This is a genomic window from Achromobacter sp. ES-001 (assembly GCF_019448355.1).
Lineage (GTDB): Bacteria > Pseudomonadota > Gammaproteobacteria > Burkholderiales > Burkholderiaceae_B > Achromobacter > Achromobacter spanius_B.
This window is the reverse complement of sequence record NZ_CP079940.1, coordinates 24533-48757: the sequence shown is the minus strand read 5'-3', so window position 1 is coordinate 48757 and position 24225 is coordinate 24533. Positions and strand designations below refer to the sequence as shown.

20 protein-coding genes and 2 pseudogenes are annotated in these 24225 nt (G+C 66.1%); 8 read left to right on the top strand and 14 right to left on the bottom strand.

Translation table 11 applies throughout. The annotated features are described in order from the left end of the window. Positions 1-503: 503 nt before the first annotated feature. The 5 genes from KYT87_RS00220 (at position 504) to KYT87_RS00200 (ending at position 6579) form a co-directional block, all read left to right on the top strand. Positions 504-1538 carry a BMP family protein gene (locus KYT87_RS00220; RefSeq protein ID WP_120153313.1) on the top strand — a complete coding sequence of 345 codons (1035 nt, stop codon included), beginning with the start codon at positions 504-506 and terminating at the stop codon, positions 1536-1538. After that, positions 1535-3064: an ABC transporter ATP-binding protein gene (locus tag KYT87_RS00215; protein ID WP_219991485.1), complete on the top strand. Its 1530-nt coding sequence runs from the start codon at positions 1535-1537 to the stop codon at positions 3062-3064. Before KYT87_RS00220 ends, KYT87_RS00215 begins: the two co-directional genes overlap by 4 nt. A gap of 58 nt (positions 3065-3122) precedes the next feature. Further along, a complete protein-coding gene (locus KYT87_RS00210; RefSeq protein WP_046804006.1) occupies positions 3123-4196 on the top strand; it encodes an ABC transporter permease in 1074 nt (357 codons plus the stop codon). Between the two features lie 10 nt (positions 4197-4206). After that, positions 4207-5157: an ABC transporter permease gene (locus KYT87_RS00205; protein WP_046804007.1), complete on the top strand. Its 951-nt coding sequence runs from the start codon at positions 4207-4209 to the stop codon at positions 5155-5157. A gap of 141 nt (positions 5158-5298) precedes the next feature. Then, on the top strand, positions 5299-6579 hold the full coding sequence (locus KYT87_RS00200; RefSeq protein WP_219991484.1) for an amidohydrolase family protein: 1281 nt from the start codon (positions 5299-5301) through the stop codon (positions 6577-6579). On the opposite strand, the pseudogene KYT87_RS00195 reads toward KYT87_RS00200, so the two are convergent. From KYT87_RS00195 to KYT87_RS00155, 9 genes and pseudogenes are all read right to left on the bottom strand, one after another. Then, positions 6554-6856: pseudogene (locus KYT87_RS00195) on the bottom strand (RidA family protein); the annotation flags it as partial. The gene KYT87_RS00200 and the pseudogene KYT87_RS00195 overlap by 26 nt on opposite strands. Positions 6857-6964: 108 nt before the next feature. Further along, a pseudogene (locus KYT87_RS00190) lies at positions 6965-8104 on the bottom strand (NAD(P)/FAD-dependent oxidoreductase); the annotation flags it as partial. A 4-nt stretch (positions 8105-8108) separates the two neighbouring features. Beyond that, the gene (locus KYT87_RS00185) at positions 8109-9551 is read right to left on the bottom strand and encodes an NAD(P)/FAD-dependent oxidoreductase (protein ID WP_046804011.1); all 1443 of its coding nucleotides are present in this window, start codon (positions 9549-9551) and stop codon (positions 8109-8111) included. Continuing rightward, positions 9548-9856 carry a (2Fe-2S)-binding protein gene (locus KYT87_RS00180; RefSeq protein WP_046804012.1) on the bottom strand — a complete coding sequence of 103 codons (309 nt, stop codon included), beginning with the start codon at positions 9854-9856 and terminating at the stop codon, positions 9548-9550. Before KYT87_RS00180 ends, KYT87_RS00185 begins: the two co-directional genes overlap by 4 nt. Further along, positions 9840-10997, bottom strand: a complete 1158-nt coding sequence (locus KYT87_RS00175; RefSeq protein ID WP_219991483.1) for an FAD-binding oxidoreductase — start codon at positions 10995-10997, stop codon at positions 9840-9842. Before KYT87_RS00175 ends, KYT87_RS00180 begins: the two co-directional genes overlap by 17 nt. After that, positions 10997-11797, bottom strand: coding sequence for an ABC transporter permease (locus tag KYT87_RS00170; protein ID WP_219991482.1), 801 nt, complete (start codon positions 11795-11797; stop codon positions 10997-10999). Before KYT87_RS00170 ends, KYT87_RS00175 begins: the two co-directional genes overlap by 1 nt. A gap of 1 nt (position 11798) precedes the next feature. Then, positions 11799-12665, bottom strand: coding sequence for an ABC transporter permease (locus KYT87_RS00165; RefSeq protein ID WP_120153298.1), 867 nt, complete (start codon positions 12663-12665; stop codon positions 11799-11801). Continuing rightward, the gene (locus KYT87_RS00160; protein WP_219991481.1) at positions 12662-13723 is read right to left on the bottom strand and encodes an ABC transporter ATP-binding protein; all 1062 of its coding nucleotides are present in this window, start codon (positions 13721-13723) and stop codon (positions 12662-12664) included. The genes KYT87_RS00165 and KYT87_RS00160 overlap by 4 nt, the downstream gene beginning before the upstream one ends. Positions 13724-13781: 58 nt before the next feature. Beyond that, entirely contained in the window at positions 13782-14813 is a 1032-nt protein-coding gene (locus KYT87_RS00155; protein ID WP_046804017.1) for an ABC transporter substrate-binding protein, read from the bottom strand. Positions 14814-14944: 131 nt separating this feature from the next. Between KYT87_RS00155 and KYT87_RS00150 the strand changes: the two genes are divergently transcribed. Beyond that, complete coding sequence (locus KYT87_RS00150) at positions 14945-15748, top strand: GntR family transcriptional regulator (protein WP_046804018.1); 804 nt, start codon at positions 14945-14947, stop codon at positions 15746-15748. Here KYT87_RS00150 and KYT87_RS00145 read toward each other — a convergent pair. From KYT87_RS00145 to KYT87_RS00135, 3 genes are read right to left on the bottom strand one after another with little or no spacing between them, the layout of a single operon-like run. Then, positions 15735-17513, bottom strand: a complete 1779-nt coding sequence (locus tag KYT87_RS00145) for a hydantoinase B/oxoprolinase family protein (protein WP_219991480.1) — start codon at positions 17511-17513, stop codon at positions 15735-15737. The two genes, KYT87_RS00150 and KYT87_RS00145, sit on opposite strands and share 14 nt — an antisense overlap. After that, the gene (locus tag KYT87_RS00140; protein ID WP_219991479.1) at positions 17506-19563 is read right to left on the bottom strand and encodes a hydantoinase/oxoprolinase family protein; all 2058 of its coding nucleotides are present in this window, start codon (positions 19561-19563) and stop codon (positions 17506-17508) included. Before KYT87_RS00140 ends, KYT87_RS00145 begins: the two co-directional genes overlap by 8 nt. A gap of 36 nt (positions 19564-19599) precedes the next feature. After that, entirely contained in the window at positions 19600-20580 is a 981-nt protein-coding gene (locus tag KYT87_RS00135) for a tripartite tricarboxylate transporter substrate binding protein (RefSeq protein ID WP_104144623.1), read from the bottom strand. Between the two features lie 153 nt (positions 20581-20733). Here KYT87_RS00135 and KYT87_RS00130 point away from each other — a divergent pair, with 153 nt between their 5' ends. Beyond that, positions 20734-21636 (top strand): LysR family transcriptional regulator, encoded by a 903-nt coding sequence (locus KYT87_RS00130; RefSeq protein ID WP_189371554.1) that lies wholly within the window; start codon positions 20734-20736, stop codon positions 21634-21636. A gap of 21 nt (positions 21637-21657) precedes the next feature. Here the strand turns inward: KYT87_RS00130 and KYT87_RS00125 are convergent, their stop codons facing one another. Beyond that, positions 21658-22491: a GyrI-like domain-containing protein gene (locus KYT87_RS00125; RefSeq protein ID WP_046804021.1), complete on the bottom strand. Its 834-nt coding sequence runs from the start codon at positions 22489-22491 to the stop codon at positions 21658-21660. A 472-nt stretch (positions 22492-22963) separates the two neighbouring features. Between KYT87_RS00125 and KYT87_RS00120 the strand changes: the two genes are divergently transcribed. Beyond that, complete coding sequence (locus KYT87_RS00120; protein ID WP_219991478.1) at positions 22964-23122, top strand: hypothetical protein; 159 nt, start codon at positions 22964-22966, stop codon at positions 23120-23122. A gap of 19 nt (positions 23123-23141) precedes the next feature. On the opposite strand, the gene KYT87_RS00115 is transcribed toward KYT87_RS00120, so the two are convergent. Continuing rightward, complete coding sequence (locus KYT87_RS00115; protein ID WP_046804023.1) at positions 23142-24077, bottom strand: glyoxylate/hydroxypyruvate reductase A; 936 nt, start codon at positions 24075-24077, stop codon at positions 23142-23144. Positions 24078-24225: the final 148 nt, after the last annotated feature.

Here is a 24225-nt window from a genome sequence, read left to right as displayed (position 1 = left end):
GGATCTTCCAGCTTGCCGCGCCACGCACGGCCGAAGCGGCGATTTTAATGGGCCTGCCGCCCGCGCGGCGCTTGGCGAACGCGCCCGCGCACCAAAACGCGGTTTTCCACGCGCCGTGTCCATCCCTTGGGACGGCAGGCACCAAATTGGTGCCACGTTTCCCTGCCAGGGTGCCTATAATTCCGCCCGGCCATCAGGTTTCCCCGACTAGTGCAGGGCAAGCGCATGGCATACAACTTGCTTCGCCAGGACTGGCAGCGAACCCGACCATGTGGATGGGACGCGCCTTCCGGCGTCCCCATCCGATGACCGATCCCACGCCCACGTTTTCGTCCGATTGCCCCGGCTTGTCCGCCGGTGGCCGGGACCGTGGCACGTTGGACCGCGAATCCGCGCGACACCCGCATTGCCGGCCGTGCCCGGCGCTGTCCGGCACACACCGTGCCGCCGCCGCATCGCTGCCATCCCATCACGTTTCCATCCCCCGCGAAGGAGTCACCCGCATGAAATCCCTGTCCCCCTCGTCCGCAGGCGGCATTGCCCGCCGTGGCCTGCTCAAGCTGGCCGCGGCCGCCGCCACCGGCGTGCTGCTGTTCTCGGGCGCGGCGCAAGCCCAAGCCCCCGCCAAGACCAAGGTTGCCGCCATCTACACGGTGCCGGTCGAGCAGCAATGGGTGTCGCGCATCCACAAGGCGCTGACCGCCGCGCGCGACCGTGGCGAGATCGACTACACCTTCTCGGAAAACGTCACCAACGCCGACTACGAGCGCGTGATGCGCCAGTACGCCGAGCAGGGCAACAAGCTGGTCGTCGGTGAAGCCTTCGCCGTGGAAGCCGCCGCGCGCAAGGTGGCCAAGGACTATCCGCAGACCGCCTTCCTGATGGGCTCGTCGGGCAAGCCGCAGCAGCCCAACTTCTCGGTGTTCGACAACTACATCCAGGAACCCGCGTACCTGACCGGCATGATCGCCGGCGGCATGAGCCAGACGGGCAAGATCGGCCTGGTGGGCGGCTACCCCATCCCCGAAGTGAACCGCCTGATGCAAGCCTTCATTGAAGGCGCCAAGGAAGTGAACCCGAAGGCCGAATTCACCGTGACCTTCATCGGTTCGTGGTTCGATCCCCCGAAGGCCAAGGAAGCCGCCTTCGCCATGATCGACAAGGGCGCGGACGTGCTGTACGCCGAGCGTTTCGGCGTGTCGGATGCCGCCAAGGAACGCGGCAAGCTGGCTATCGGCAACGTGATCGACACGCAGCCGCAGTACCCCGAAACCGTCGTGGCATCCGCGTTGTGGAGCATGGAACCGACCATCGACGAAGCCCTCAAGCAGGTCAAGGCCGGCACGTTCAAGGCTGAAGACTACGGCCAGTATTCGCTGATGAAGCACAAGGGCTCGTCTCTCGCGCCGCTGGGTACCTTCGAAAAGAAGATCCCGGCCGATCTCATCGCCAAGGTCGACGCCAAGCAGAAGGCCATCCTGGATGGCAGCTTCGCCGTCAAGGTCAACGACAAAGAACCCAAGTCCTCGGCACGATGAATCAAGCGCCTCTCGCCCTGCAACTGACAGGGATCACCAAACGGTTCGGCAGCCTGACGGCCAACGACGATATCTCGCTGACGCTACGGCAGGGCGAGGTCTTGGCCTTGCTGGGCGAGAACGGCGCCGGCAAATCGACGCTGGTGTCGATTCTGTTCGGCCACTATGTGGCCGATGCCGGCAGCATTGACGTGTTCGGCAAGCCCCTGCCGCCCGACCGGCCCGACGCCGCGCTGGCGGCGGGCGTGGGCATGGTGCATCAGCACTTCACCCTGGCCGACAACCTGAGCGTGCTGGACAACATCATGGTCGGCACGGAATCGCTGTGGAAGCTGGCCTCGGGCCGCGCCAAGGCACGCCGCCGCCTGGTTGAACTGGGCCAGCGCTTCGGCCTGGGCGTGGACCCGGACGCGCGCGTGGGCGGCTTGTCCGTCGGCGAAAAACAGCGCGTTGAAATCCTGAAGGCGCTGTATCGCGGCGCGCGCGTGCTGATCCTGGATGAGCCCACCGCGGTGCTCACGCCGCAAGAAGTACAGGATCTGTTCGCCACCTTGCGCGGCTTTGTCGACGACGGCCTGGCCGTCATCTTCATTTCGCACAAGCTGGACGAAGTGATGGCCGTATCGCGCCGCGTGGCCGTGCTGCGCCAGGGCAAGCTGGTGGCCGAACGCGACACCGCCGGCACCAGCCCCGCCGAGCTTGCGGAATTGATGGTGGGCCGCAAGGTCGTCATGCCGCGCGCCGAGGCGGTGGCCGCCGCCGAACAGGCCGCGCCGGTCGTGACCTTGTCGCAAGTGACCGTGCGCGACGGCCGCGATGGCGCGCTGCGCCTGGACAGCCTGGACCTGACCGTCCACAAACATGAAATCGTGGCGATCGCGGGCGTGGCCGGCAACGGCCAGCAGGCGCTGGTATCGGTGCTGACCGGCCTGCGCCACCCCAGCGACGGCACCATCCGGCTGGGCGCGGAACACGCGCCCGCGCCCACCACGCCCGCCGGCTGGACCGCTGCCCGCGTCGGCCGCATCCCCGAAGACCGCCACGGCGAAGGCATGATCGGCGACAGCCCGCTTTGGGAAAACGCCATCGTTGAAGACCTCAAAGACAAGCGCTTCGCGCGCTACGGTTTGATCCGCGCACGCGCCGGCCGCGCCTACGCCGCGTCACTGGCCAAGCAGTTCGATGTGCGCGCGGCCTCGTTGGATGTGCGCACGCGCAGCCTGTCGGGCGGCAATATGCAAAAGCTGATCCTGGGCCGCACGCTGGCGCGCGAACCGCGCTTCATCGTGGCCGACCAGCCGACCTGGGGCCTGGACATTGGCGCGGTCGCCTATGTGCGCGAGCAGCTGCTGGCCGCCCGCGCGCGCGGCGCCGGCGTGCTGCTGGTGTCCGAAGACCTGGAAGAAATCTTTGCGCTGGCCGACCGCATCGCCGTGCTGTGCGGCGGCAAGCTGGTGGCCGTCAAACCGGTGGCCGAATGGACGCCCGCCACCGTCGGCCTGGCCATGACGGGAACGCGCGCGTGACGACTCGTACCGTCGCGCGCCGCGCCTGCCGCGCCCCCCTTTACCGAGCCTTACTCGCATGAAACTGATCCTGGAACGCCGCCCCGAGCCCAGCCGCCTGGCGCTGGCCTTGGCCCCCATCGCGGCCATCCTCTTCACCCTGGCGGTCTGCACTTTGCTGGTCGCCTGGGCCGGCGCGCCCGTGGGCCGCACCTACGCGCTGCTGTTCGAAGGCGCGTTCGGCTCGCGCTTCGCGCTGTCTGAAACGCTGACCCGCGCCACGCCCTTGATGCTGACGGGCCTGGCCTGTGCCGTGGCGTTTCGCGCGCGCTTCTACAACATCGGCGCCGAAGGCCAGCTGTATCTGGGCGCGCTGGCGGCGGTGGCCATCGGCGGCTTGCACGACGGCACGGGGTTCGATCTGCCCGTGCCCGTGCTGTTCGGCGGCATGATGCTGGCGGCCGCGCTGGCCGGCGCCTTGCTGCTGCTGATTCCCGCGCTGCTCAAGACCCGCCTGGGCGTGGACGAAGTGGTGACCACCTTGCTGGGCAACTTCATCGTGCTGCTGTTCGTGTCCATGATGCTGGACGGCCCCATGAAGGACCCGATGGCGATGGGCTGGCCGCAGTCCGTGGCGCTTAACGGCGACCTGGAATTGGGCAAGCTGATCGAGCGCACGCGCGCCCACACCGGGCTGCTGTGGGCCGCGGGCCTGGCGCTGGGCTTGTGGCTGTTGAATCGCTACACGGTGTTCGGCTTCCAGATGCGCGCCGTGGGCGCCAACGCGCACGCCTCGCGTTTCCTGGGCCTGCCGGTCAACCGCGTGATGTTGGGCACCGCGATGTTGTCCGGCGCGCTGGCCGGCCTGGCGGGCGCCATCGAAGTGGCGGGCCGCACCGGCTACGTCACGCTGGATATGTCGCCGGGCTATGGCTACACCGGCGTGGTCGTCGCCATGCTGGCCGGGCTGCATCCGCTGGGCGTGATCCTGGCCAGCATCTTTGTCGCCGGCATGCTGGTCGGCGCGGACAGCATGAGCCGCGCCATCGCGGTGCCGAACTACATCGCCGACGTCATCGTCGCCACCTCGTTGCTTGCCATGCTGGTCGCGACGCTATTTGCGCAGTACCGCCTGCGCCGCAACCGGGCTTGAGGAGCACGCCATGGAATGGATGGATCTGTTGAGTTCCTCGGCCTTCTGGGTCGCCGTGCTGCGTCTGGCGACGCCGTTGATTCTGGGCACCTTGGGCGTGCTGCTGTGCGAGCGCGCGGGGGTGTTGAATCTGGGCATCGAAGGCATCATGGCCGCCGGGGCATTTACCGGCTGGCTGGTCGTGTACCTGGGCGCGCCGCTGTATGTGGGCGTGTTGGCGGCGGCCTTTGCCGGTGCCGTGTTCGGTTTGCTGCATGCCGTGCTGACGGTGCCGCTGGGCCTGTCGCAACACGTGTCGGGATTGGGCGTGACGCTGCTTGCCACCAGCCTGTCGTACTTTGCTTACCGGGTGACGTTTCCCAGCGTGAACACGCCGCCCACGATCACGCCGTTTGCCGAGATGAAATTCCTGGACGGCATTCCGCTGATCGGCCCGGTGCTGGCGGGGCAGACGCCCATGACACTGATCGCGCTGGCCGCCGTGCCCATTCTTGCCTGGGTGCTGAACCGCACCCCGGTCGGGTTGGCGATCCGCATGGTGGGCGAAAACCCCGCCGCCGCCGAAGGGCAGGGCCTGTCCGTCACGCGACTGCGCATCGGCGCGATTGTGGCCGGGTCGGCACTGATGGGCGTGGCCGGCAGCTTCCTGACGCTGGCGGCGTTCAACGCGTTCTTTTTCAACATGGTCAACGGCCGCGGCTGGGTGTGCGTGGCGCTGGTGGTGTTTGCATCGTGGCGGCCCGGCAAGGCGCTACTGGGCGCGTTGATCTTCGCCTTCTTCGACGCGCTGCAACTGCGCCTGCAACAAGGCGGCGCGGCCTTGCCCGGCCTGCCCGAGCTACCGTATCAGGTGTACCTGATGCTGCCCTACATCCTGTCCATCCTCGCCCTGGTAGTCATGGCGCGCCGCGCCGCCTACCCCCAGGCGCTGATGAAGCCGTACCGCAAAGGCGAACGCTAGCGGGGACCCAGCCCCGAAGCGCTGCGCGCTTCCCCCTCAAGGGAGCATCGCGACGGACCGGCGGAGCCGGCTCCGCGCGACCCCGAGGGTGGGGTACTTTTGCGGCATTGTGAAATACTGAACTTCCATTAGGATCACCCCATGCTCGATCTGATTATCAAGAATTGCACGCTGCCCGATGGGCGCACCAACGTCGACATCGGCGTGGCGCAGGGTCGCATCACGGCGGTGGAACCCGCGCTGAAAGCCGAAGCCGGGCACGTGATCGATGCCGCCGGCCAGCTCGTGTCGTCGCCCTTTGTGGACGCGCACTTTCACATGGATTCCACGCTGTCCTTCGGGCTGCCGCGCGTGAACCAGTCCGGCACCTTGCTGGAAGGCATCGCGCTGTGGGGGGAACTCAAGCCGCTGTTGACGCAGGAAGCGCTGGTGGAACGCGCGTTGGCATATTGCGACTGGGCCGTTGCCCGCGGCCTGCTGGCCATCCGCTCGCACGTAGACGTCTGTGACCCGCGCCTGCTCGCCACCGAAGCGCTGCTGCACGTACGCGAAAAGGTCAAACCCTACCTGGACCTGCAACTGGTCGCCTTCCCGCAAGACGGCGTGCTACGCGCGCCCGGTGCGCTGGACAACCTGAAGCGCGCGCTCGACATGGGCGTGGACGTGGTCGGCGGCATTCCGCACTTTGAACGCACCATGCAGGACGGCGCCGAATCCGTGCGCATCCTGTGCGAACTGGCCGCCGAACGCGGCCTGCGCGTGGACATGCATTGCGACGAAAGCGACGACCCCTTGTCGCGCCACATCGAAACGCTGGCGTACCACACCCAACGCCTGGGCCTGCACGGCCGCGTCACCGGTTCGCACCTGACGTCCATGCATTCCATGGACAACTACTACGTGTCCAAGCTGATCCCGCTGATGCGCGAAGCCGGTGTCGCGGCAATTGCCAACCCGCTGATCAACATCACGCTGCAAGGCCGCCACGACACCTATCCCAAGCGCCGTGGCATGACCCGCGTGCCCGAACTGCTGGCGGCCGGCGTGCCGGTGGCCTTCGGCCATGACTGCGTGATGGACCCCTGGTACAGCCTGGGCTCGGGCGACATGCTGGAAGTGGCGCACATGGGTCTGCACGTGGCCCAGATGACGGGCCAGGACGCCATGCGCGCCTGCTTCGAGGCCGTGACGACCACGCCCGCCAAGATCCTGGGGCTGGACGACACGGGCATCGCGGTCGGCAAGCGTGCCGACCTGGTGTTGCTGCAAGCGCGCGATCCCGTCGAAGCGCTACGCCTGCGCGCGACCCGCCTGATGGTGCTGCGCGCGGGGCAGGTGATTGCCACCACACCGCCCGCTACCGCCACCTTGAATCTGCCGGGCCGCCCGGGTCAGGTCAGCTTTCAGACACCGGCCCGCTGACATACGGCGGCCGCTTGGCGGCCGTCACGATAATCTCCACCAGCAGCTCCGGCGCGGCCAGCTTGGCCTCGCAGGTGGCGCGGGTGGGCATCGCGTCGGGCAGCGCCCACTCGGCCCACACGCTGTTCATGCCCGCGAAATCGCGGTCGATATCCTTCAGCCAGATCTGCACCGACAGCAGTCGCGACTTGTCGGTGCCGGCCTCGGCCAGATAGCCGTCGATCTTGGCCAGCGCGTCGCGCGTCTGCGCCACGATGCCGCCTTCGGCCGCTGACGTCACGCCCGCCACATAGACCGTATCGCCATGGATCACGATGCGGCTCAGGCGCTGGTTGGTTTGCTTGCGCACGATGTCGTCGTTCATTCGTCTTGCTCCTTTTCTGATGGGGGTGGACGCCTTCGCCGCGTCCGAAAAACGGTCAATCCGGAAGGGCGCAATCGGCATGTCCGTCGCGCCGGTGGTAATCAAATCGGCCATGATGCGGCCCACGATGGGGCCCAGTTCAAAGCCATGCGCCGAAAAGCCGAACGCATGGAACGCGGTCTCGTGGCGGCTGCTGCGACCGATCACGGGGATCTCGTCCGGCATGGCCGCTTCGATGCCCGCCCAGCCCCGGTTCACGATGGCGTGGCGCATGTGGGGGAATAAGTCGCAGACCGTACGCGCGCCTTCCGCCAACGAGCGGAAATCCAGCTCGGTCCATTCGGCGTCGCGATCCACCCAAGCCCGCCGCCCGCCGCCGATCAGCACCGTGCCGTTGCCGCGCTGCTTGAACGATAGCGCGCGCCCGGTGCCCAGCACGACGGGGTCCAGAAAGTGATCCATGCGCAACGTCACCAACATCATCGGGCTGATGGCCAGGAGCGGCACCGGCTCACCCCACTGCGCCGCGATACGGTCGGCCCAGGCACCCGCGCAGTTCAATACTTGCGGCGCGGTGTAGGTGCCGGCATCAGTGTCCACGCGCCACTGCGTGCCGTCGTGCGTCACGCCATGCACGCGCACGCCTTCCAGAAAGCGCGCACCCAGGCTCGCGGCCTTGGTACGAAACGCCAGCGTTGTGCGATACGGGTCGGCCGCGCCGTCCTCGCGCGCCATCAGCCCGCCCTGGATGGTTGGCGCGATGGCGGGGATCATGTCGCGCAGGTCCTCGGCGCTGATCCATGCTTCGTGCGTGTAGCCATGGTCCGTCATCGTGCGCAGGCGCTGCCGCAACGTGTCGGCGTCTGCTGCGTTCTCGGCCACGCGTACCTGCCCGTGCTGCTCGAAACCACAATCGTCATCCACCAGGTCGCCGATGCGAACCCAAAGTTCGCGCGAGGCCAGCGCCAGCGGGACTTCGGCCAGATGCCGCGACAAGGTCCGCACGCCGCCCGCGTTCACGCCCGACGCGTGCCGACCCACGTAGTTCTTTTCGATCACCAGGGCGGGCACGCCCGCACGCGCCAGATGCAGCGCGGCCGAGCTGCCGTGCAGGCCCCCGCCAATGATGATGACCGCCGCCGACCGCGTTGAACCGGTCATGGCATTACTTTTTGAGGCGGACAACGGCTTGGCGGGAATCGTCCGTCTGCGGCAGCGACGCCAGCTCGCCCAGCGTTAGCGGCTTGGTCGGAAAGCGCAGCCGGTAATAGCCCACTTCCTGCGTCGGCACGCCGCGCTCTTCGGCGATGATCTCGGCCACCGTCAACCCGCAGAAGCGCCCCTGGCACGGCCCCATGCCGCAGCGCAGAAACGCCTTCATCTGGTTGGGTCCGCTGCACCCGAGCTTGACCGTTTCGCGCACCTGCGCGGCGGTGACTTCCTCGCAGCGGCACACGATGGTGTCGCCGGTGGGCCGCCGGAACGCATCAGGCGCCTTGTAAAGCGTATCGAAGAACTCGCGGCCTCTCACGGCACGGGCAAGCGCCTCGCGTGGCGCCACGGCCTGGCTATCGCGCTTGGCAGCGTCGATACGGCCCAACAGATGCGCGGCTTGCAGCGCGGCCAGCCGGCCCCGGTGTTCCGCCGCCAACGCGCCCGCGATACCGGCACCGTCACCGGCCATGCCGATGCCGTCCACCGTCGTCAGGCCCCACTCATCGACTTGCGGCTCCCAACAGTCCAGGGCGTCGTTCCAACGATGCTCGGCACCCACGGCGCGCGACAGGTTCACGTTGGGCACCACGCCCTGATGCAGCATCAGTTGTTCGGCCGGCAAGGTCTTGGTGACGCCGCCCGCCGTGTAGCGCACGCTTTGCAGCTTGCCGTCGCCAACGGCCTCCAACGCGGTCACGCCGCGTGTGATCGGCACCGCGGCCTTGACCGCGCGCAGCAGCTTCAAGCCCTTGCCCAGATACGGCGACCGCAGAAAGCCCCAGACCTTGGGCAGCGCCTGGCCCATGCGTCCGGGCGGCGTGGTTTCCAAGAGCGCGTCGATTTTCACGCCCGCGTTCAGGTATTGCCACGCCACCAGATACAGCAGCGGGCCGCTGCCCGCCAGGACCGTGCGATCCGCCGGCACCACACCGGCCGACTTCAACAGAATCTGCGCGGCACCCGCCGTGATCACGCCCGGCAGCGTCCAGCCCGGAATGGGGAAGGGGCGCTCTTGCGCGCCCGTTGCCAGCAGCAAGCGGCGCGCATGGATGATGCGCGCTTCACCCGCCACGGAATACGCCACTTCAAAGCCCTTTTCGGGATGCGGCGCGGTGCGCTCGGCCACCGCCCACACCGTGGCGCCCGGCACGTAGCGCGCGCCCGATTGCTTGAAGGGCGCAATCAGCGATGCACCATGCCAGTAGTCTTCGCCCAGGATGCCGCGGTCGGTCACCGGCGTGGTCGTGATGGCGCGATAGATCTGTCCGCCCGGCGCCGGCTGTTCGTCCAGCAGCACGGTATCCACGCCCAGCCCGGCCGCCACCGTCGCCGCCGCCAACCCGGCCGGACCCGCGCCCACCACCAGCAAATCGCATTGCGTTGTTTCGATCATGCCTGCACCTTGCGCGCGCCCAACTGGCGCTCGATCTTCATGCCTTCGCGCACGGCCGTCATGCAGCCCTGCTGGTTCGCCTGGCCGTCAATGGTGACCAGGCAGTCGTAGCACACGCCCATCATGCAATAGGGCCCGCGCGGCACTTCGTTCACGGCGGTATCGCGACAGGCCGACACGCCGCCCGCGAACAACGCGGCCGCCACGCTGTCGCCCTGGCGGCATTGCAGCTCGGCCCCGTTGACCGTCACGCGCACGGGCGCGCCTTGCGCCTGGCGCTGCGCCTCATCAAGCCTCTTGAACATGAAACCTCCGGGTCGAGAAGGGCGCCATGTCGTCGGCAAGCTTGCCGGCCACGATCATGGGCGCCAGATTGAGGGCGTGCGCGGCGGCCAGCGTCACACCGCTATGACAGGTGGCGACAAAGGCGCCCGGGCACGTTTCGGATTGCTGATAGATCGGAAAGCCGTCCTTGGACATCACGCGCAGCGCCGCCCAGCTACGCACCACGCGCACGTCGCGCAATGCAGGCAACGTGCGTACGGCGCGGTCGGCCAGCGTGCCCAGGATCGGCAGCCCCACCAGGTTATCCACATAGCCGGCTTCTTCCTGCGAATCGCCGATCAGCCACGTGCCTTCATCGGTTTGGCGCAAGGTGGACAACGGTGTTTCCAACAGGCGGCGTGTGCGTTCCAGCACCACGATCTGGCCGCGTTGCGGGCGCACCGGCACATCCAGACCCACCTGCGCACCCAGGTCCTTGTTGGACAAGCCCGATGCCAGCACCACCTTGTGCGCGCGCACCGTGCCCGAGGGCGTCGCGATCTCAAACACGCCGTCGCGCTGCTTGATGCTTTGCGCCGGACGGCGCGGCAGGTAATCCACAACCCGCTGTGCAAAACTCGCATGCAAGGCGCGCAGCAGCTTGAGCGGGTTGGCAATGCCATCGACCGGCGTCCACGTCGCGCCGCGCACATCGGGGCCGATGCCCGGCACCAGGTCGGCCACTTCGGCGCGGTCCAGCAGCTTCCAGTCGTATTGCGCCATGCCCGGCTGCGCTAGCAAGGTCTTCATGAACGTGCCGCGCGCTTCCACCTCTTCGTCGCTTAGCAGCGCATGCAGCCCACCGCGCTGTTCCAGGTGCACGTCCACGCCGGTTTCATCCAGCAGTTGTGCGGCCAGACGCGGCCAGCCGGACGCGGACGTCATCGTCCACACGCCGTAGCGCGGCAGGCCCATGCCCTTGCTTTGCACCCACACCAGCCCGAAGTTGCCGCGCGACGCGCGGTAGGCCACGTCGCCTTCGTCCAGCACGGCCACATGGTCCAGCTCGCGCCGCAAGCCATAGGCAATGGCTGATCCCACCAGCCCGCCGCCGATCACCGCGGCGTCATAAATGCCGCGATGCACGGGCGCGCGGGGCGCCAGTTCTTTCTCGTCCGTCATTAGCGTCCCTTTCCTACAAACAGCTTTTCCAGGCCGACCACGCGGTCCAGAATGAAAATGGCGATGATCGTCACGTAGATCAGCACGGCCGACACGGCGGTCACGAGCGGATCGATGGTGTCTTCGATATGCAGGAAGATGCGCACCGGCAGCGTCGTCGTGGACGGCGAGGCGATGAAGATCGACATGGTCAGTTCGTCAAAGCTGGTGATGAAAGCGATGACCCAGCCGCTGACCACGCCCGGCAGCAGCAGCGGCAGCACTACACGCCGGAACGCCGTCCAGTTGGACGCACCCAGCGATTGCGCGGCGCGCTCCAGCGCGGGGTTGATACCGGTGGCCGATGCCAGCACCAGGCGCAGCGCGTAGGGCATCACCAGGATGACGTGCGCCACCACCAGGCCCACATAGGTGCCGGCCAGGTCCACGGTGGTGAAGAACTTCAGGAATGCCAGGCCAAGCACCACATGCGGAATCATCAGCGGCGACAGGAAGAACGCCACCAACGCCTCGCGGCCACGAAAGCGGTTGCGGGCCAGGGCCAGCGCGCTGGGCACGGCCAGCCCGATGGCCAGCGTGGCGGACAGGGTGCCCAGGCCAAGGCTGAACCAGAACGCCTCGATAAAACGCGGGTTGTCCAGGATGGCGCGGAACCAGCGCAACGACAGCCCGCCCGTGGGCAAAGAAATAAAGCCCTCGGACGTGAACGCCACCGCGCACACCATGACGATGGGCGCCAGGATGAAAAGGATGAAGATCGTGTGAAAGACCAGGCCGATGGGGCCGTTACGAAATTGCATGTCAGCCTCCTGCCTGGTTGAAGACGGCACCGTACTTGCGTTCAATGATCCGGTTGGCGGACAGCAGCACGACGACGGTGGCCAGCAACAGCACCACGGCCAGCGCCGCGCCCAGCGGCCAGTTCAGTGTGTTCAGGAATTCGTCGTAGGCCGCCGTGGCCACGTTCTTCAAGCGCCGGCCGCCAATGATGGCCGGCGTGGCGAACGAGCTGGCCGCCATCGCGAACACCATGATCGCGCCCGACAAAATGCCGGGCATCACCTGCGGCACGATCACGCGTCGGATCACCGTGAACTGGGACGCGCCCAACGACAGGGCGGCCGCTTCGGTGGCGGGATTGATCCGTTGCAACGACGCCCACACCGAGATCACCATGAAGGGCACCAGCACGTGCGTCAGCGCGATGCCCACGCCCAGATTGCTGTACATCAGGTCCACGGGCGTGCTGATCAGCCCGATGCCCATCAGCGCCTTGTTGATAAGTCCGGTGGACCCGAACAGCAGCGCCCAGCCCAGCGTGCGCACCACTACCGAAATCAACAAGGGGCCCAGCACCACCATCAGGAACAAGCCTTTCCATGGGTTGGCCATGCGCGACAGCACGTAGGCCTCGGCGGTGCCCAGCACCAGGCAGGCAACGGTCACGGCCGCCGCCACGCCGAAGGTGCGCGCGTAGATTTCGTAGTAGTAGCCGTCGCTGAAAATCTCGACGTAGTTCTTCCAGGTGAAGGTCACCTGCATGCCGCCATAAAACTGGAAATCGAAGAAGCTGATCAGGAACACCAGCGCCATCGGCACCACCAGGAACGTGGCGTAGACCACCAGCGCCGGCGCGCTCAACATCCATGGGTTGGCGCGCGCGCTCATGACGCCAGGCCCTTGGGCGCGGCCGCGACTTCGCACATGTCCTGCGCGCGCCAGCGCAAGTGCACGGGCTCGCCCTCGGCGGGCACGGCCACGCCGTCGTTCTGACGGATCACCATCACTTCGCCCACCGATGTGTCGACCTGGCACAGCCAATGGTTGCCCTGGAATACGCGCGTTTTCATGCGTCCGGGCAACGCACAGGCGGCAGGTTCCGAGAACAGGATTTTTTCGGGGCGGACGATCACCGCGCCTTGCGGCACGGGTGCGCCGGCCATGGGGATATGCGCTTCGCCGATGCGCGCGCGCGTCTCGTTTTCGTATTGTTCCGCCGTGGGCGTGAACACATTCGCCTTGCCCAGGAAGCCGCCGACGAAGTGGCTGGCCGGCCCTTCGTAGGCTTGAAAGGGCTCGGCCACTTGTTCGACCCGGCCCTGGTTCATCACCACGATGCGATCCGACAGCGCCAGCGCCTCCGACTGATCGTGGGTGACCAGAATGGTGGTGGTGCCGATCGTGCGCTGGATGCTGCGCAGTTCCAGCTGCATTTCCTCGCGCAGCTTGGCGTCCAGGTTCGACAGTGGCTCGTCCAGCAGCAGCACGCTGGGCCGGATCACCAGCGCGCGCGCCAAGGCGACGCGCTGCTGCTGCCCGCCCGACATGCGAGCCGGATGCCGGTCCGCCAGATGCGCCAGCCCGACCAGCTTCAAGGCATCGGCCACGCGCGCTTCGCGTTCTTCCTTCTTGATCCGCTGCATCTCCAGGCCGAACGACACGTTTTCAAACGCGGTCATGTGCGGGAACAGGGCATAGTTCTGGAACACCAGCCCCAGCCCGCGCTTGTTGGCCGGGACGCGGCTGACGTCGCGCCCGTCCAGCACAATGCTGCCGCTGGTGGGTTCGACAAAGCCCGCGATCATTTGCAGCGTGGTGGTCTTGCCGCAACCCGAAGGCCCCAGCAGGGAAATGAACTCGCCGCGATTGACGGACAGGCTCAGTTCATCCACGGCGGTCGTTTCGCCATAGCGCTTGCACAGGCGGTTCAGCACTAGATAACTCATGAAGGCTCCCGTGGGCGACGCGCCGCGCCGCCCCGTATTGCACGATCGGCGATGCGTGTCAGCGCTCGATTTCCCGCGTCCAGCGCTTGTTCCAATCGTCTCGGTTCTGGTTCACCGTGTCCCAGTCGATCACGATCAGGTCGGCGGCGCGCTTGCCGATAGGCAGCGGCACGCGCGGGTCATCGGTGACCTTGGCCTTCTTGTTGACCGGCCCGTAGCCGTAAGCGTTGGCCAGCTTTTCCTGCACTTCGGGCGTCACCAGATACTGCACAAACGCCTGCGCCATGGGATTGGTCTTCGGCTTGGCGACCGGGCATACCGAGGACAGCAGCGCATAGGCGCCTTCCTGCGGATACACGAAGCCCACCGGGAAGCCGGTGTCGGCAAACGATTTGGCGCGGCCGCTGCCCCACACGGAAATCACGGCTTGGCCTGACGAGAACAGTTCCGTCATCTTGCCCGGCGAGGGCTCGTACACCAGCACGTTCGGGCCGACCTCATTCTTGAAGGTGGTAAAGCCCGCGTCGATCTTCTTTTCGCCGCCGCCGCCTTCACGCGCATATTCCACCAGCGCGTGCAGGCCGTAGGTATTGTTCAGCGGTGGCACCACCAGCTGCTTCTTGTACTTGGGGTCCTTCAGGTCTTTCCACGACGTGGGCGCGGCCCACTTCTTTTCGTCGAAGACCTTCTTGTTGTACATGATGCCGGTGGCCACGATGCCGATAGCCACGGCCTTGTCGTCCTTGTAGCGCGCGGTGCTGTAGATGTCGTCGGCGGGCAGGCCCTTGATGGGTTCGCAAAAGCCCAGCGCGATGGCCTGGTACATGGGGCCGTCATCGATGATGGCCACGTCGATCTGCTGGTTGCTCTTTTGCGCCTGCAAGCGCGCCACCGTGTTGGTGGAGTTGCCGGCCACGTAGTCCAGCTCAATACCGTGCTGCTTGGCGAAGGGCGGGAAGATGTCCTTGCGCATGATGTCTTCGAACGAGCCGCCGTAGCCGGCCACCACCAACTTCTGCTGCGCTGCTGCGTTTGCGCTGAGTCCGACGGCTACCGTCGTCGCCGCGATCACTGCAAGTACCTTGCCCATGAGAACCCCCGATTGTTGGTACACTTTGTCCGTACATGAATGTCCGGACAAATAATGAATCCGACTAGACATCGTTGTCAATCGGTTATTGTCCGTACAAACCCCATATAAAAATTCAAGGAGCACCCCCCATGACCCGATCCTCCGAGCGCGCGGCCGGCCCCGCCGGAGCCCGGCAGGCGCGTGGCAAGCCTGAATCGCCCGCCTCCGGGGGCGATGCCGGCGGCCCCCGCTACAAGAGCATTTTTCAGGCGCTGTCGCACGACATCAGCACCGGCCGCTACCCCGTCATGACGCTGCTGCCCACCGAGCACGAGCTGTGCGACCAGTTCAACGCCAGCCGCCACACCATTCGCGAAGCCATCCGCATGTTGACGGTGGCGGGCATGGTGTCGCGCCGCCCGGGCGTGGGCACCCGCGTTGAGACCGCCCGCGCCAGCACCCGCTTCACGCAGCGCATCTCGCAGTTTCCAGACCTGCTGCAATACGCCCGCAACGCTGCGCTGCTGGTGCAGGACGTGCGCACCATCAAGCTGCCCAAGCGGCTGGCCGAAGCGCTGGGCTGCGCGGCCGATAAAACCTGGCTGCATATCAACTCCATCAAGACGCTGGACGACGCCGACACGGCAGCCGCCACCACGCTGATCTACGCCGATCCCGAACATTCGAACGTGCAGGTCGAGGTCAAGTCCCGCATCTCGCTGCTGCGGCTGATCGAGGATCACTTCGGCGACCGCATTACCGAGGTCAACCAGGAGTTCTCGGCCACGCCCATCAATGCAACGGTGGCCAGGCAACTCAAGGTCGAGCCCAAGACGGCGGGCTTTGTCATTACCCGCCGCTACTACGGTGAGGGCGGCCTGTTGCTGCTGGCCACCATCACCACCTTCCCGCACGACAAGATGAAGTACTCGATGACGCTCAACGTGGCGTAGGCTGGCTAGTGGCGATGACGGCCTTGGCGCCACGCGCGCCATAGGCCGTGCGCGCCGCGTCGGCCGTGATCTTGCCGTCGGCCAGGTCCTGCTCGATGCGCGCCTGCGGCCGTTCGGCGGGCGGCCCGTAGCCGCCGCCGCCCGGCGTTTCGATGCGCACGCTTTCGCCGGACGCCAGCGCGATATTGGCGGTCTTGGAAAACAGTTCTTCCTCTTGCGGCGTGCCGAAGTTGCGCACCAGCCGCGCGCGGCGTCCGTCACCCCCGCCATCCACGCCGGCCGCCACGCCCACCGTGTGGCTGTCGGACCGCGCCGAGAACACGATGCCCGGCCCCACGGCGCGTATCTGTTTGGCAATCGCCATGCCGCCGCGCGTGCGGCCCGCGCCACCCGAATCCGGAATCATCGCGTACTCGTCCATCAACAGCGGGTACTCGTTTTCCAGCGCTTCCACGGGCAGGTTCGACGTGTTGGTCATGTGCACGTGCACGGCATCCATGCCATCGGTATCAAAGCGCGCACCCGCGCCGCCGCCCAGCGTTTCCAGATAGACGAAGTGGCCGGCGCGCTCGCGCCAGCGGCCGGAAAACACAATGGCCGGGCAGCAATCGTTGCTGGACGCCATGGTTTTCTGCGGCGGCAGCAGGCCTCGGAACGCGCCGAATATCGCGCCCGCGACCTTCTGCGCGGTAATCGATCGCGCACCGACGGCGGCGGGATGCTCGGGGTTGGTGATGGTGCCCACGGGCGCCGACAAGGTGATGGGGTCGAACAGGCCCGCGTTGGGCGCAAGGTCAGGGTCCAGCAACGCCTTTACGGCGTAGTAGACGCAGGCGCGCAACGCGTTGAACGGCAAGTTCATCGCGCCTCGCGCCTGTTTGCCGGACCCTTCGAAATCGAAATGCAGCTTGTCGCGCCGCACGGTCAGCGTCACCTGAATCGGCACCGGATCGCCGCCCATGCCATCGTCGTCCAGATCGCTGCGGAAGGTGTAGCTGCCTTCCTGCAATTCGGCGATGCGGTTGAGCAGGCGACGGCGCGTGTACGTGATGACGTCATCCACGGAACGCAGCACGGCCTCCAGCCCCATCTGGCGGATCAGGCCTTGCACGGCGGCGGCGCCCCGGCGGTTGGTGGCCATCTGCACGCGCAGGTCCAGCACGCGTTCTTCGGGGTCGCGGGTGTTGGCGCAGATCAGGCGCAGCAGGTCTTCGTCCGTCTGCCCGTGCCGGGCGATGCGGCAGGCGGGGATGCGTATGCCTTCTTCGAAGATGGACTTCAAGCCGCCCGCGATGGACCCCGGCACCGCGCCGCCCACGTCGGAATGGTGCGCGATGTTGGCGGCGAAAAAGCGCAGCACGCCGTCCCAGAACACGGGCGTCACGATGTTGATGTCGGGCAGGTGACTGCCGTCGGCCAGGTAAGGGTCGTTGCAGATGAACACGTCGCCTTCACGAATCTCGTTCACCGGATACGTGCGCAGGATGGCGCCCATGGCGCCGTCCAGCGAGCCCAGGTGCAGCGGAATCTGCGTGCCCTGCGCCACCAGCCGCCCGGCGGCGTCGAACAGCGCCACCGAGCAGTCCTTGCGTTCCTTGATGTTGGTGGAGAACGACGCGCGCACCAGCGTATTGTTCATGTCCTCGGTGATGGACAGCAGGCGGTTGCAAAATACCTCCATGCCGATCGGGTCGGCCAGCGCAATGCCGGCGTCGGAATTGTCGGGCTCGGGATTGTTGGGCTTGGAATTGTCGGGCTTAGCCATGCAAGCCTCCTTGCAAACGAATGATCAGGTTGCCGTAGTCGTCCACGCTGGCCTCATGGCCCACGCCCACCACCGTGGTCGAGCTCATTTCCTCAAGCAGGGCGGGGCCGGTGAAGCGCGCGCCGGTCGGCACCAGGTCGCGGTCGTAGACGGGTGTTTCCAGCCAGCCATGCACCGGGCCGAAGTAGGCTTTGCGCCGTCCCAGGCTGGCGTCTTGCAGCGCGCCGCCGATGTGGCGCGGCGCCAATGGCGCTTTCACCACCTGGCCCACGGCCTGCATGCGGCAGTTGATGATCTGCACCTTGCGGTCATCGACCGTGTAGCCGTATTCGCGTTCGTGCGCGTCGGCAAAGCGGCGCGCGAATTCGGCGTAGCCGCCCGCGCCCATGCCGTCGACGCTGACCTGCACTTCAAAGTTCTGCCCTTCGTAGCGGGCGTCGATGGCGCTGTGGCAGACGCGCAGCGCAGGGTCCACGCGTTCTTGTTCCAGCCAGCGTTCGGCCTGCTCGCGCAAGCCATCGAAGATGGCGGTAATGGCGGGCCAGCCGGCTTCGCTGGCCAACGAGATTTCGCTTTGCACGAAGTCAAATGAGATGTCGCTGAGCAGGATGCCGCGCGCGCACATGGTGCCGGGTTCCTGCGGCACGATCACGACGGGGATGCCGCATTCCTCGGCGACCTCGACCGCGTGCAGCGGCCCGGCGCCGCCGTAGGCGTACAGCGCAAAATTGGACAGGTCGTAGCCGCGTTCGGTGGACACGGCGCGGATGGCGCGGCTCATGTTGGCCGCCGCGATGCGCAGGATGCCTTCGGCCGCCGCTTCCAGGTCCATGCCCAGCGGCTGCGCCACGCGCTGCGCGATCACATCGCGCGCGGCGTCGGCGTGTACGGGCATGCGGCCACGCAGCAGGGCAACGGGGTTCAGGCGCTGTAGCGCGATCTCGGCGTCGGTGATGGTGGGCTCCTGGCCGCCACGGCCGTAGCCGACCGGGCCAGGCACCGCGCCCGCGCTGTGCGGCCCCACCTTCAGGGCGCCGGCATCGTCCAGCCACGCGATACTGCCGCCGCCCGCGCCGATGACGTGAATATCGACCATGGGGGTCTTGACGGGGTAGCCGGCCACATGCCGATGCGAGGTGAACAGCGGCCGGCCTTCGCACACCAGCGACACGTCGGTGCTGGTGCCGCCGACGTCGAACGTAACCAGGTTCAGGCTGCCAATGGCGCGGCCCACGGCCGCTGCGCCCACCACACCCGCCGCCGGGCCGGACAGGCAGGTGCGCACGGGGTACTGGCGCACGGTGCCGATCGACATCAGGCCGCCGTTGGAATGGATGGTGTGCGGCTCGTGGCCGATGTCCAGATCGCGCACGCGCTGCATGAAGCGTTCCAGGTAGCGCGCCATCTTCGGGCCGACGGCGGCGTTCAGCACGGTGGTGGACAGGCGTTCGTATTCACGGAATTCAGGCAGCACGTCGGACGACAGGCTGATGTAGGCGCCCGGCATGGCCTCGGCCACGATTTTTGCAGCGCGGCGTTCATGCTCGGGATTGCGGTACGCATGCAGAAAGCAGACGGTGACGGCCTCAATGCCGGCGGCGGCGAACTGCCGCGCGGCCGCCAGCACCTGGTCCTCATCCAGCGGGGTCAGCACGTCGCCCGATGCGCTGACGCGTTCGCTGACTTCAATGCGAAACTCGCGCGGCACCGCCACGGGCGGTTTGCCGACGCTGTAGTCGTACAGGTGCGGGCGGGTCTGGCGGCCGATCTCCAGCACGTCACGAAAGCCGCGCGTGGTGATGAGGCCGACGCGCGCGCCCTTGCGTTCGATGATGAGGTTGGTGGCAACCGTGGTGCCGTGCCCCACGTGCGACACCTGCGAGGGCGGCACGCCATGGTCCGCCAACATCTGGCCGATGCCCGTGGCAATGGCCTCGGACGGGTCGTGCGGGGTGGACGGCACTTTGTGAAAGTGCACGACGCCCGCGTCCTCGTCGATCATCGTGAAGTCGGTGAACGTGCCCCCGACGTCTATCCCTATGCGATACATATCGTTGATTCCAAAGAAAGGACTAGGCGCGCAAGATCAGTCCAGGCGAATGCCGGCTTGCTTGACGACGCCGCACCATTTGTTGATCTCGCTTTTGATCATCGTGGCGAAGGCGGGGCCGGCCACGTCGGACACCTGTGCGCCCTGTTGTTCCAGGTACGTTTTCATGGCGGGCGCGTGCAGGGTCTGCACCAGGCCGTCGGTAAGTTTCTGGCGCAGCGGCTCGGGCAGGTTGGCTGGCGCCAACATGCCGAACCACACCATGGCTTCGTAGCCGGGGTAGCCGGATTCCGCGACGGTGGGCACATCGGGCAGCAGCGTGGAGCGCTGTGGCGAGGTGACGGCCAGCGCCTTGATCTTGCCGTCCTTGATGTAGGGGTAGGACGTCATCACCACGTCCATCATCATGTTGATCTGGCCGCCCACCAGGTCGATCAGCGCGGGACCCGAGCCGCGATACGGCACGTGCACCATGGAGACGCCGGCGGTGGACTTGAAGAGTTCGGCAGCCAGGTGGTTGGAGGTGCCCTGGCCGTTGGACGCGAAGGAATACTTCTCGGGTTCCTTCTTCAACAGCGCGACGAACTCTTGCAGGTTGTTGGCGGGCACTGACTGGTTGACCGACATCACATTCGGAATCGTGGCGATGACGGTCAGTGGCGTGAAGTCCTTGACGGCGTCGTACGGCAGCTTGGAATACACGCAGGGCGCGCTGCCGTGCGTGCTGACCGATCCCATCAGGATGGTGTAGCCGTCGGCCGGCTGGCGGGCGACGTATTCGGTGCCGACGGTGCCGCCCGCGCCGGGCCGGTTTTCAACAATGACGTTGGCGGAAAGGCGCTGGCCGAGTCCTTCGGCGATTTTGCGCGCGATCAAATCGGTGGACCCGCCCGCCGCGAACGGCACGACGATGCGGATGACTTTGTCTGGCCAGGCCGCTTGCGCGGCGCTGGCGGTGGCGAAGATCACGAGTCCGGCGGCAATGCGACAGCAACGACGTATCAGCCCTTGGTTCATGGCTTGGTTTCCCCTTGTTGATAGAACTTCCTTGTGGCCGGATCATGCGTGTCCGGTCCTGGTTCGCTGCAACAACAGGGTCATCCTAGGCTTCTGGCTTCAAGGGCAGCAGCCCTGCGGGCTTATATTTGTATAAACGCTATTTATAGGTGCATGGCCGTGAAGAATCCGGACCTGAATCTGCTTTTGCATTTTGACGCGCTGATGGCGTGCCGCAACGTGTCGCGCGCGGCCGAGGCGATGAACATCAGCCAGCCGGCGATGAGCGCGGCGATGAATCGGCTGCGTCAGCTGTTCGGCGACCCGTTGCTGGTGCGCGAGGGCGGTGCGTGGCAGCCGACGTTGCGCGCGATGGAGTTGCATCAGAACTTCAAGCCCTTGCTGGAAAGCTGGCATCGCGCGACGCGTACGCGCGAGGCGTTCGACCCGGCGCATTCATCGCGCACGTTGTCGTTGTACGCAACGGACTATGTGCAATACACGTTGCTGCCGAAGTTGATTCCGCGGCTGGCGGTGGATGCGCCGCACTTCCAATTGCAGATTGTGCCGGCCCGGCCACAACATGGCTTGAGCATGCTGGACACGAACCATGTGGAGTTGATCGCGGGTTATTTTCCTGACCCGGCGCCGGATCTGCGCACACGCTTTCTGTACCAGGAGCCGGCGGTGTGCATCGTGCGCGAGGGGCATCCGTGTTTGCGCAAGCGTTGGAACCTGGACGCGTACCTGAGCTATGGGCATCTGGATCTGGCGGCGCACACGCGTTATTTCAGTACGGCGATTGATCGCATCTTGATGGGGCAGAACCGCAGCCGCAAGATCGTGGCGACGTTGTCCAGTTATCTGGTGTGCCCGTTCATTGTGGAAGGGTCGGATTTGATTGCGACGATGCCGGTAAGCGTTGCACGCGCGATGTCGGGCGCGGCGCGGATTGTGACGCAGAAGGTGCCGTTGACGTTGCCGCAGATTACGGTGTCGTTGTACTGGCACGAGCGCTATCAGGACGACCCGGCGCACGCGTGGCTCAGGCAGTACCTGGCCGGCGTGCTGGGGTAGCGGGTGGCGCCGTGCCGGGCCTTATTTCAAGGGCAGGCAGATGCGGGTTTGCAGTTGGGCGGGCGGGGTGTTGCGGGGGTCGTTCAGGTATTGCTCGAACATGGGAATGTCGGCGGGCAGGTGGCCGCTGGCGGGTAGCCATTCAGAGAACATCCATTGGTAGGGTTTGGCCATTTCGTTGTAGGGGCCGGTATAGGTCAGGATGGCGCAGCGGCAGGCGGGGATGATGTGGCGTTGCAGTTCTTCGCCCAAGTCGGCGTCAACGTTGACGGCCATGCCGGCCAGGGATCGCAGCTTGTTTTCCGGGACTTGTTCGGGGTCGTCGAAGTAGACGCCGAAGCCTGGCGTTGCGGGGTCGGCGATGCCACGGCCGTAGGCAAGCATGAAGGCGCGGGTAAAGACGGGGCCGATGTCTTGGTAGCTGCCTTGGTGGGGCAGGACGGCGAGGGTGGCGCCGGGGAAGGGTTCGATGGCGATGGGGTACACGGCAGGCTCCTGAAGGGCTAAGGGTTGGGAACGCGCGGCGCGGTAGCGGCCGGGCGGGGTGCCGAAGAAGTTGCCGAATGCCCGATTGAAGGCGGCGTCGGAGTCGTAACCGGCGCGTTGTGCAATGGCTCTTAACGGCGCCTGGGAATCGGCCAAGGCAGCGGCGGCGCGATGCATGCGGATGCGTTGGACGGTGGCGTTGACCGTTTCGCCCATCATGGCGCGGTAGACCCGGTGAAAGTGATACGGCGACAGGCAAGCCAGGTCGGCCAGCTGGTGCAGATCGGGGTCGGCGTCAGGGTGGGCGGCGAGCCAGCGCAGGACGGGGTCCAGGCGGTCGGTGTAGAGGGATCGGGTTTCGGGCTTCATGCTTGCTCCTTGGAGGGCAATGTAGCTTTGGGGGATTTGCGGATTTTGCGGTTTTTTTTTGTTGTGGGGTTCTTTTGGCGCACGGCGTGGCGGCGGCTGGTGGGAGGCGGGTCAACGATTGCGGTCCGGAGCCTTCGCTCCGGACTGCCCCGTCGTCATCCTCGTTGTCGCCTGCGGCGACTGCCTTCGGATTCCCTCGGGCTTATCGACTCCCCGCCTCCCACCAGCCACCGCCACACCATGCTCGGTCAGTTTGCGCTGACGTCTGGGGGGGAGGGGTGTGTGCTTGGCGTTTTTTTGCGGGGTGGTGATGCGCTGGAAGATCTTGCGGGGCCCGCCCCAGGCCGGCCGCGCGGGCGGCCTTTTGGGGCTTACGCGCGTTGGTGCGGGGTCGTCTTGATTGGGGTGGCGTGCTGGGTGCGTGGTGCTTGGTGCTTGGTGTTGCTCCGTGCTTACTGCCTGCTGTTGCTGCTTGATGCTGATGCTGATGCTGATGCTGGTGCTGGTGCTGATGCTGATCCTGGTGCTGTTGCTGTTGCTGATGCTGATGCTGGTGCGGGTGCTGGTGCTGCCGCTGCTGGCGCCAGTGCCAATGCTAGGCGTTGATGTTCATTCCTGCCGGCGGGGATAGACGCCTCTTGGTAGTGCGCTCAATATCCGCGCAGCGGATCGTAGATGTTGGGTAGCGCATCGCCGCGCTCGTTGGCCTCGATCAGCCATGCGGTGTGACGGGCGCGTTCCTTGCGGTCGGGGATCGCCGCGCAATGGGGCGTGATGATGATCTGCGGGTGCGTCCACAAGGGGGAGTCCGCCGGTAGCGGCTCTTGTTCGAAAACGTCCAGCACCGCTTGGTGCAATTGGCCGCTGTCCAGCGCGGCGATGACGTCTTGCGTGACCATATGCGTGCCACGGCCGGCGTTGATCAGGCTGGCGCCGCGCGGCAGCTGCGATAGCGTGGTGGCGTTGAGGATGCCTTTGGTGGCCTCGGTGGCGGGCAGCAGGCAGACCAGCAGGTCGGTGTTGGCCAGGAATTGGCCGAACTGGGCTTGGCCCGCATAGGACGGCAGGCCGTCGAGTTGGCTGGCGCCGCGTGACCAGCCGCTGACGGGGAAGCCGACGCGTGACAGCAGTTGCGCGGCGGCGACGCCCAGGTGGCCCAGGCCCATGATGCCGACGCGTACGTCCGCGGCAACGCGCAGGGAGTCGAACAGTTCCCAATGTTGGCGTGCCTGGTTATTCACCACGCGCTTGATATCGCGCGTGAGCATCAGCGCGGACGTCAGCACGAATTCGGCCATTTCGGTTTGGGTGCGGGCGGTGACCATGCGGGCGATGCGCAAGTGCCGGGGTAGCTGGGGGTCGGCCAGGATGTGGTCGACGCCGGCGCCCGCGCTGATGATCAGTTTCAGGTTGGGGAACGTGGCGAGGCGGCCGGCGTCGGGCGCCCAGACCAACGCGTAATCGACGCTGTCGGGTGCGACGTCTTCATGCCAGCCGACCACGTCCAACTGCGGCGCGAAGGCGTGGAACTGTGCGCGCCACGCGTCGATGGCGGCGGGACCGCCGGAATTGATGATGAGCCGCATGCAAAGGTTCCTTGTTGGCGGACGGGCGTAGCAGACGCGCGTTAGCAGACGCGTGTTAGCAGACGTGTTAGCAGACGCGCGTCTGCTACGCGCGTACCGGCCGTACGCTGGCAGGCGCTTGCTTGCGAGCGCGCTTGCGGTTTATCCA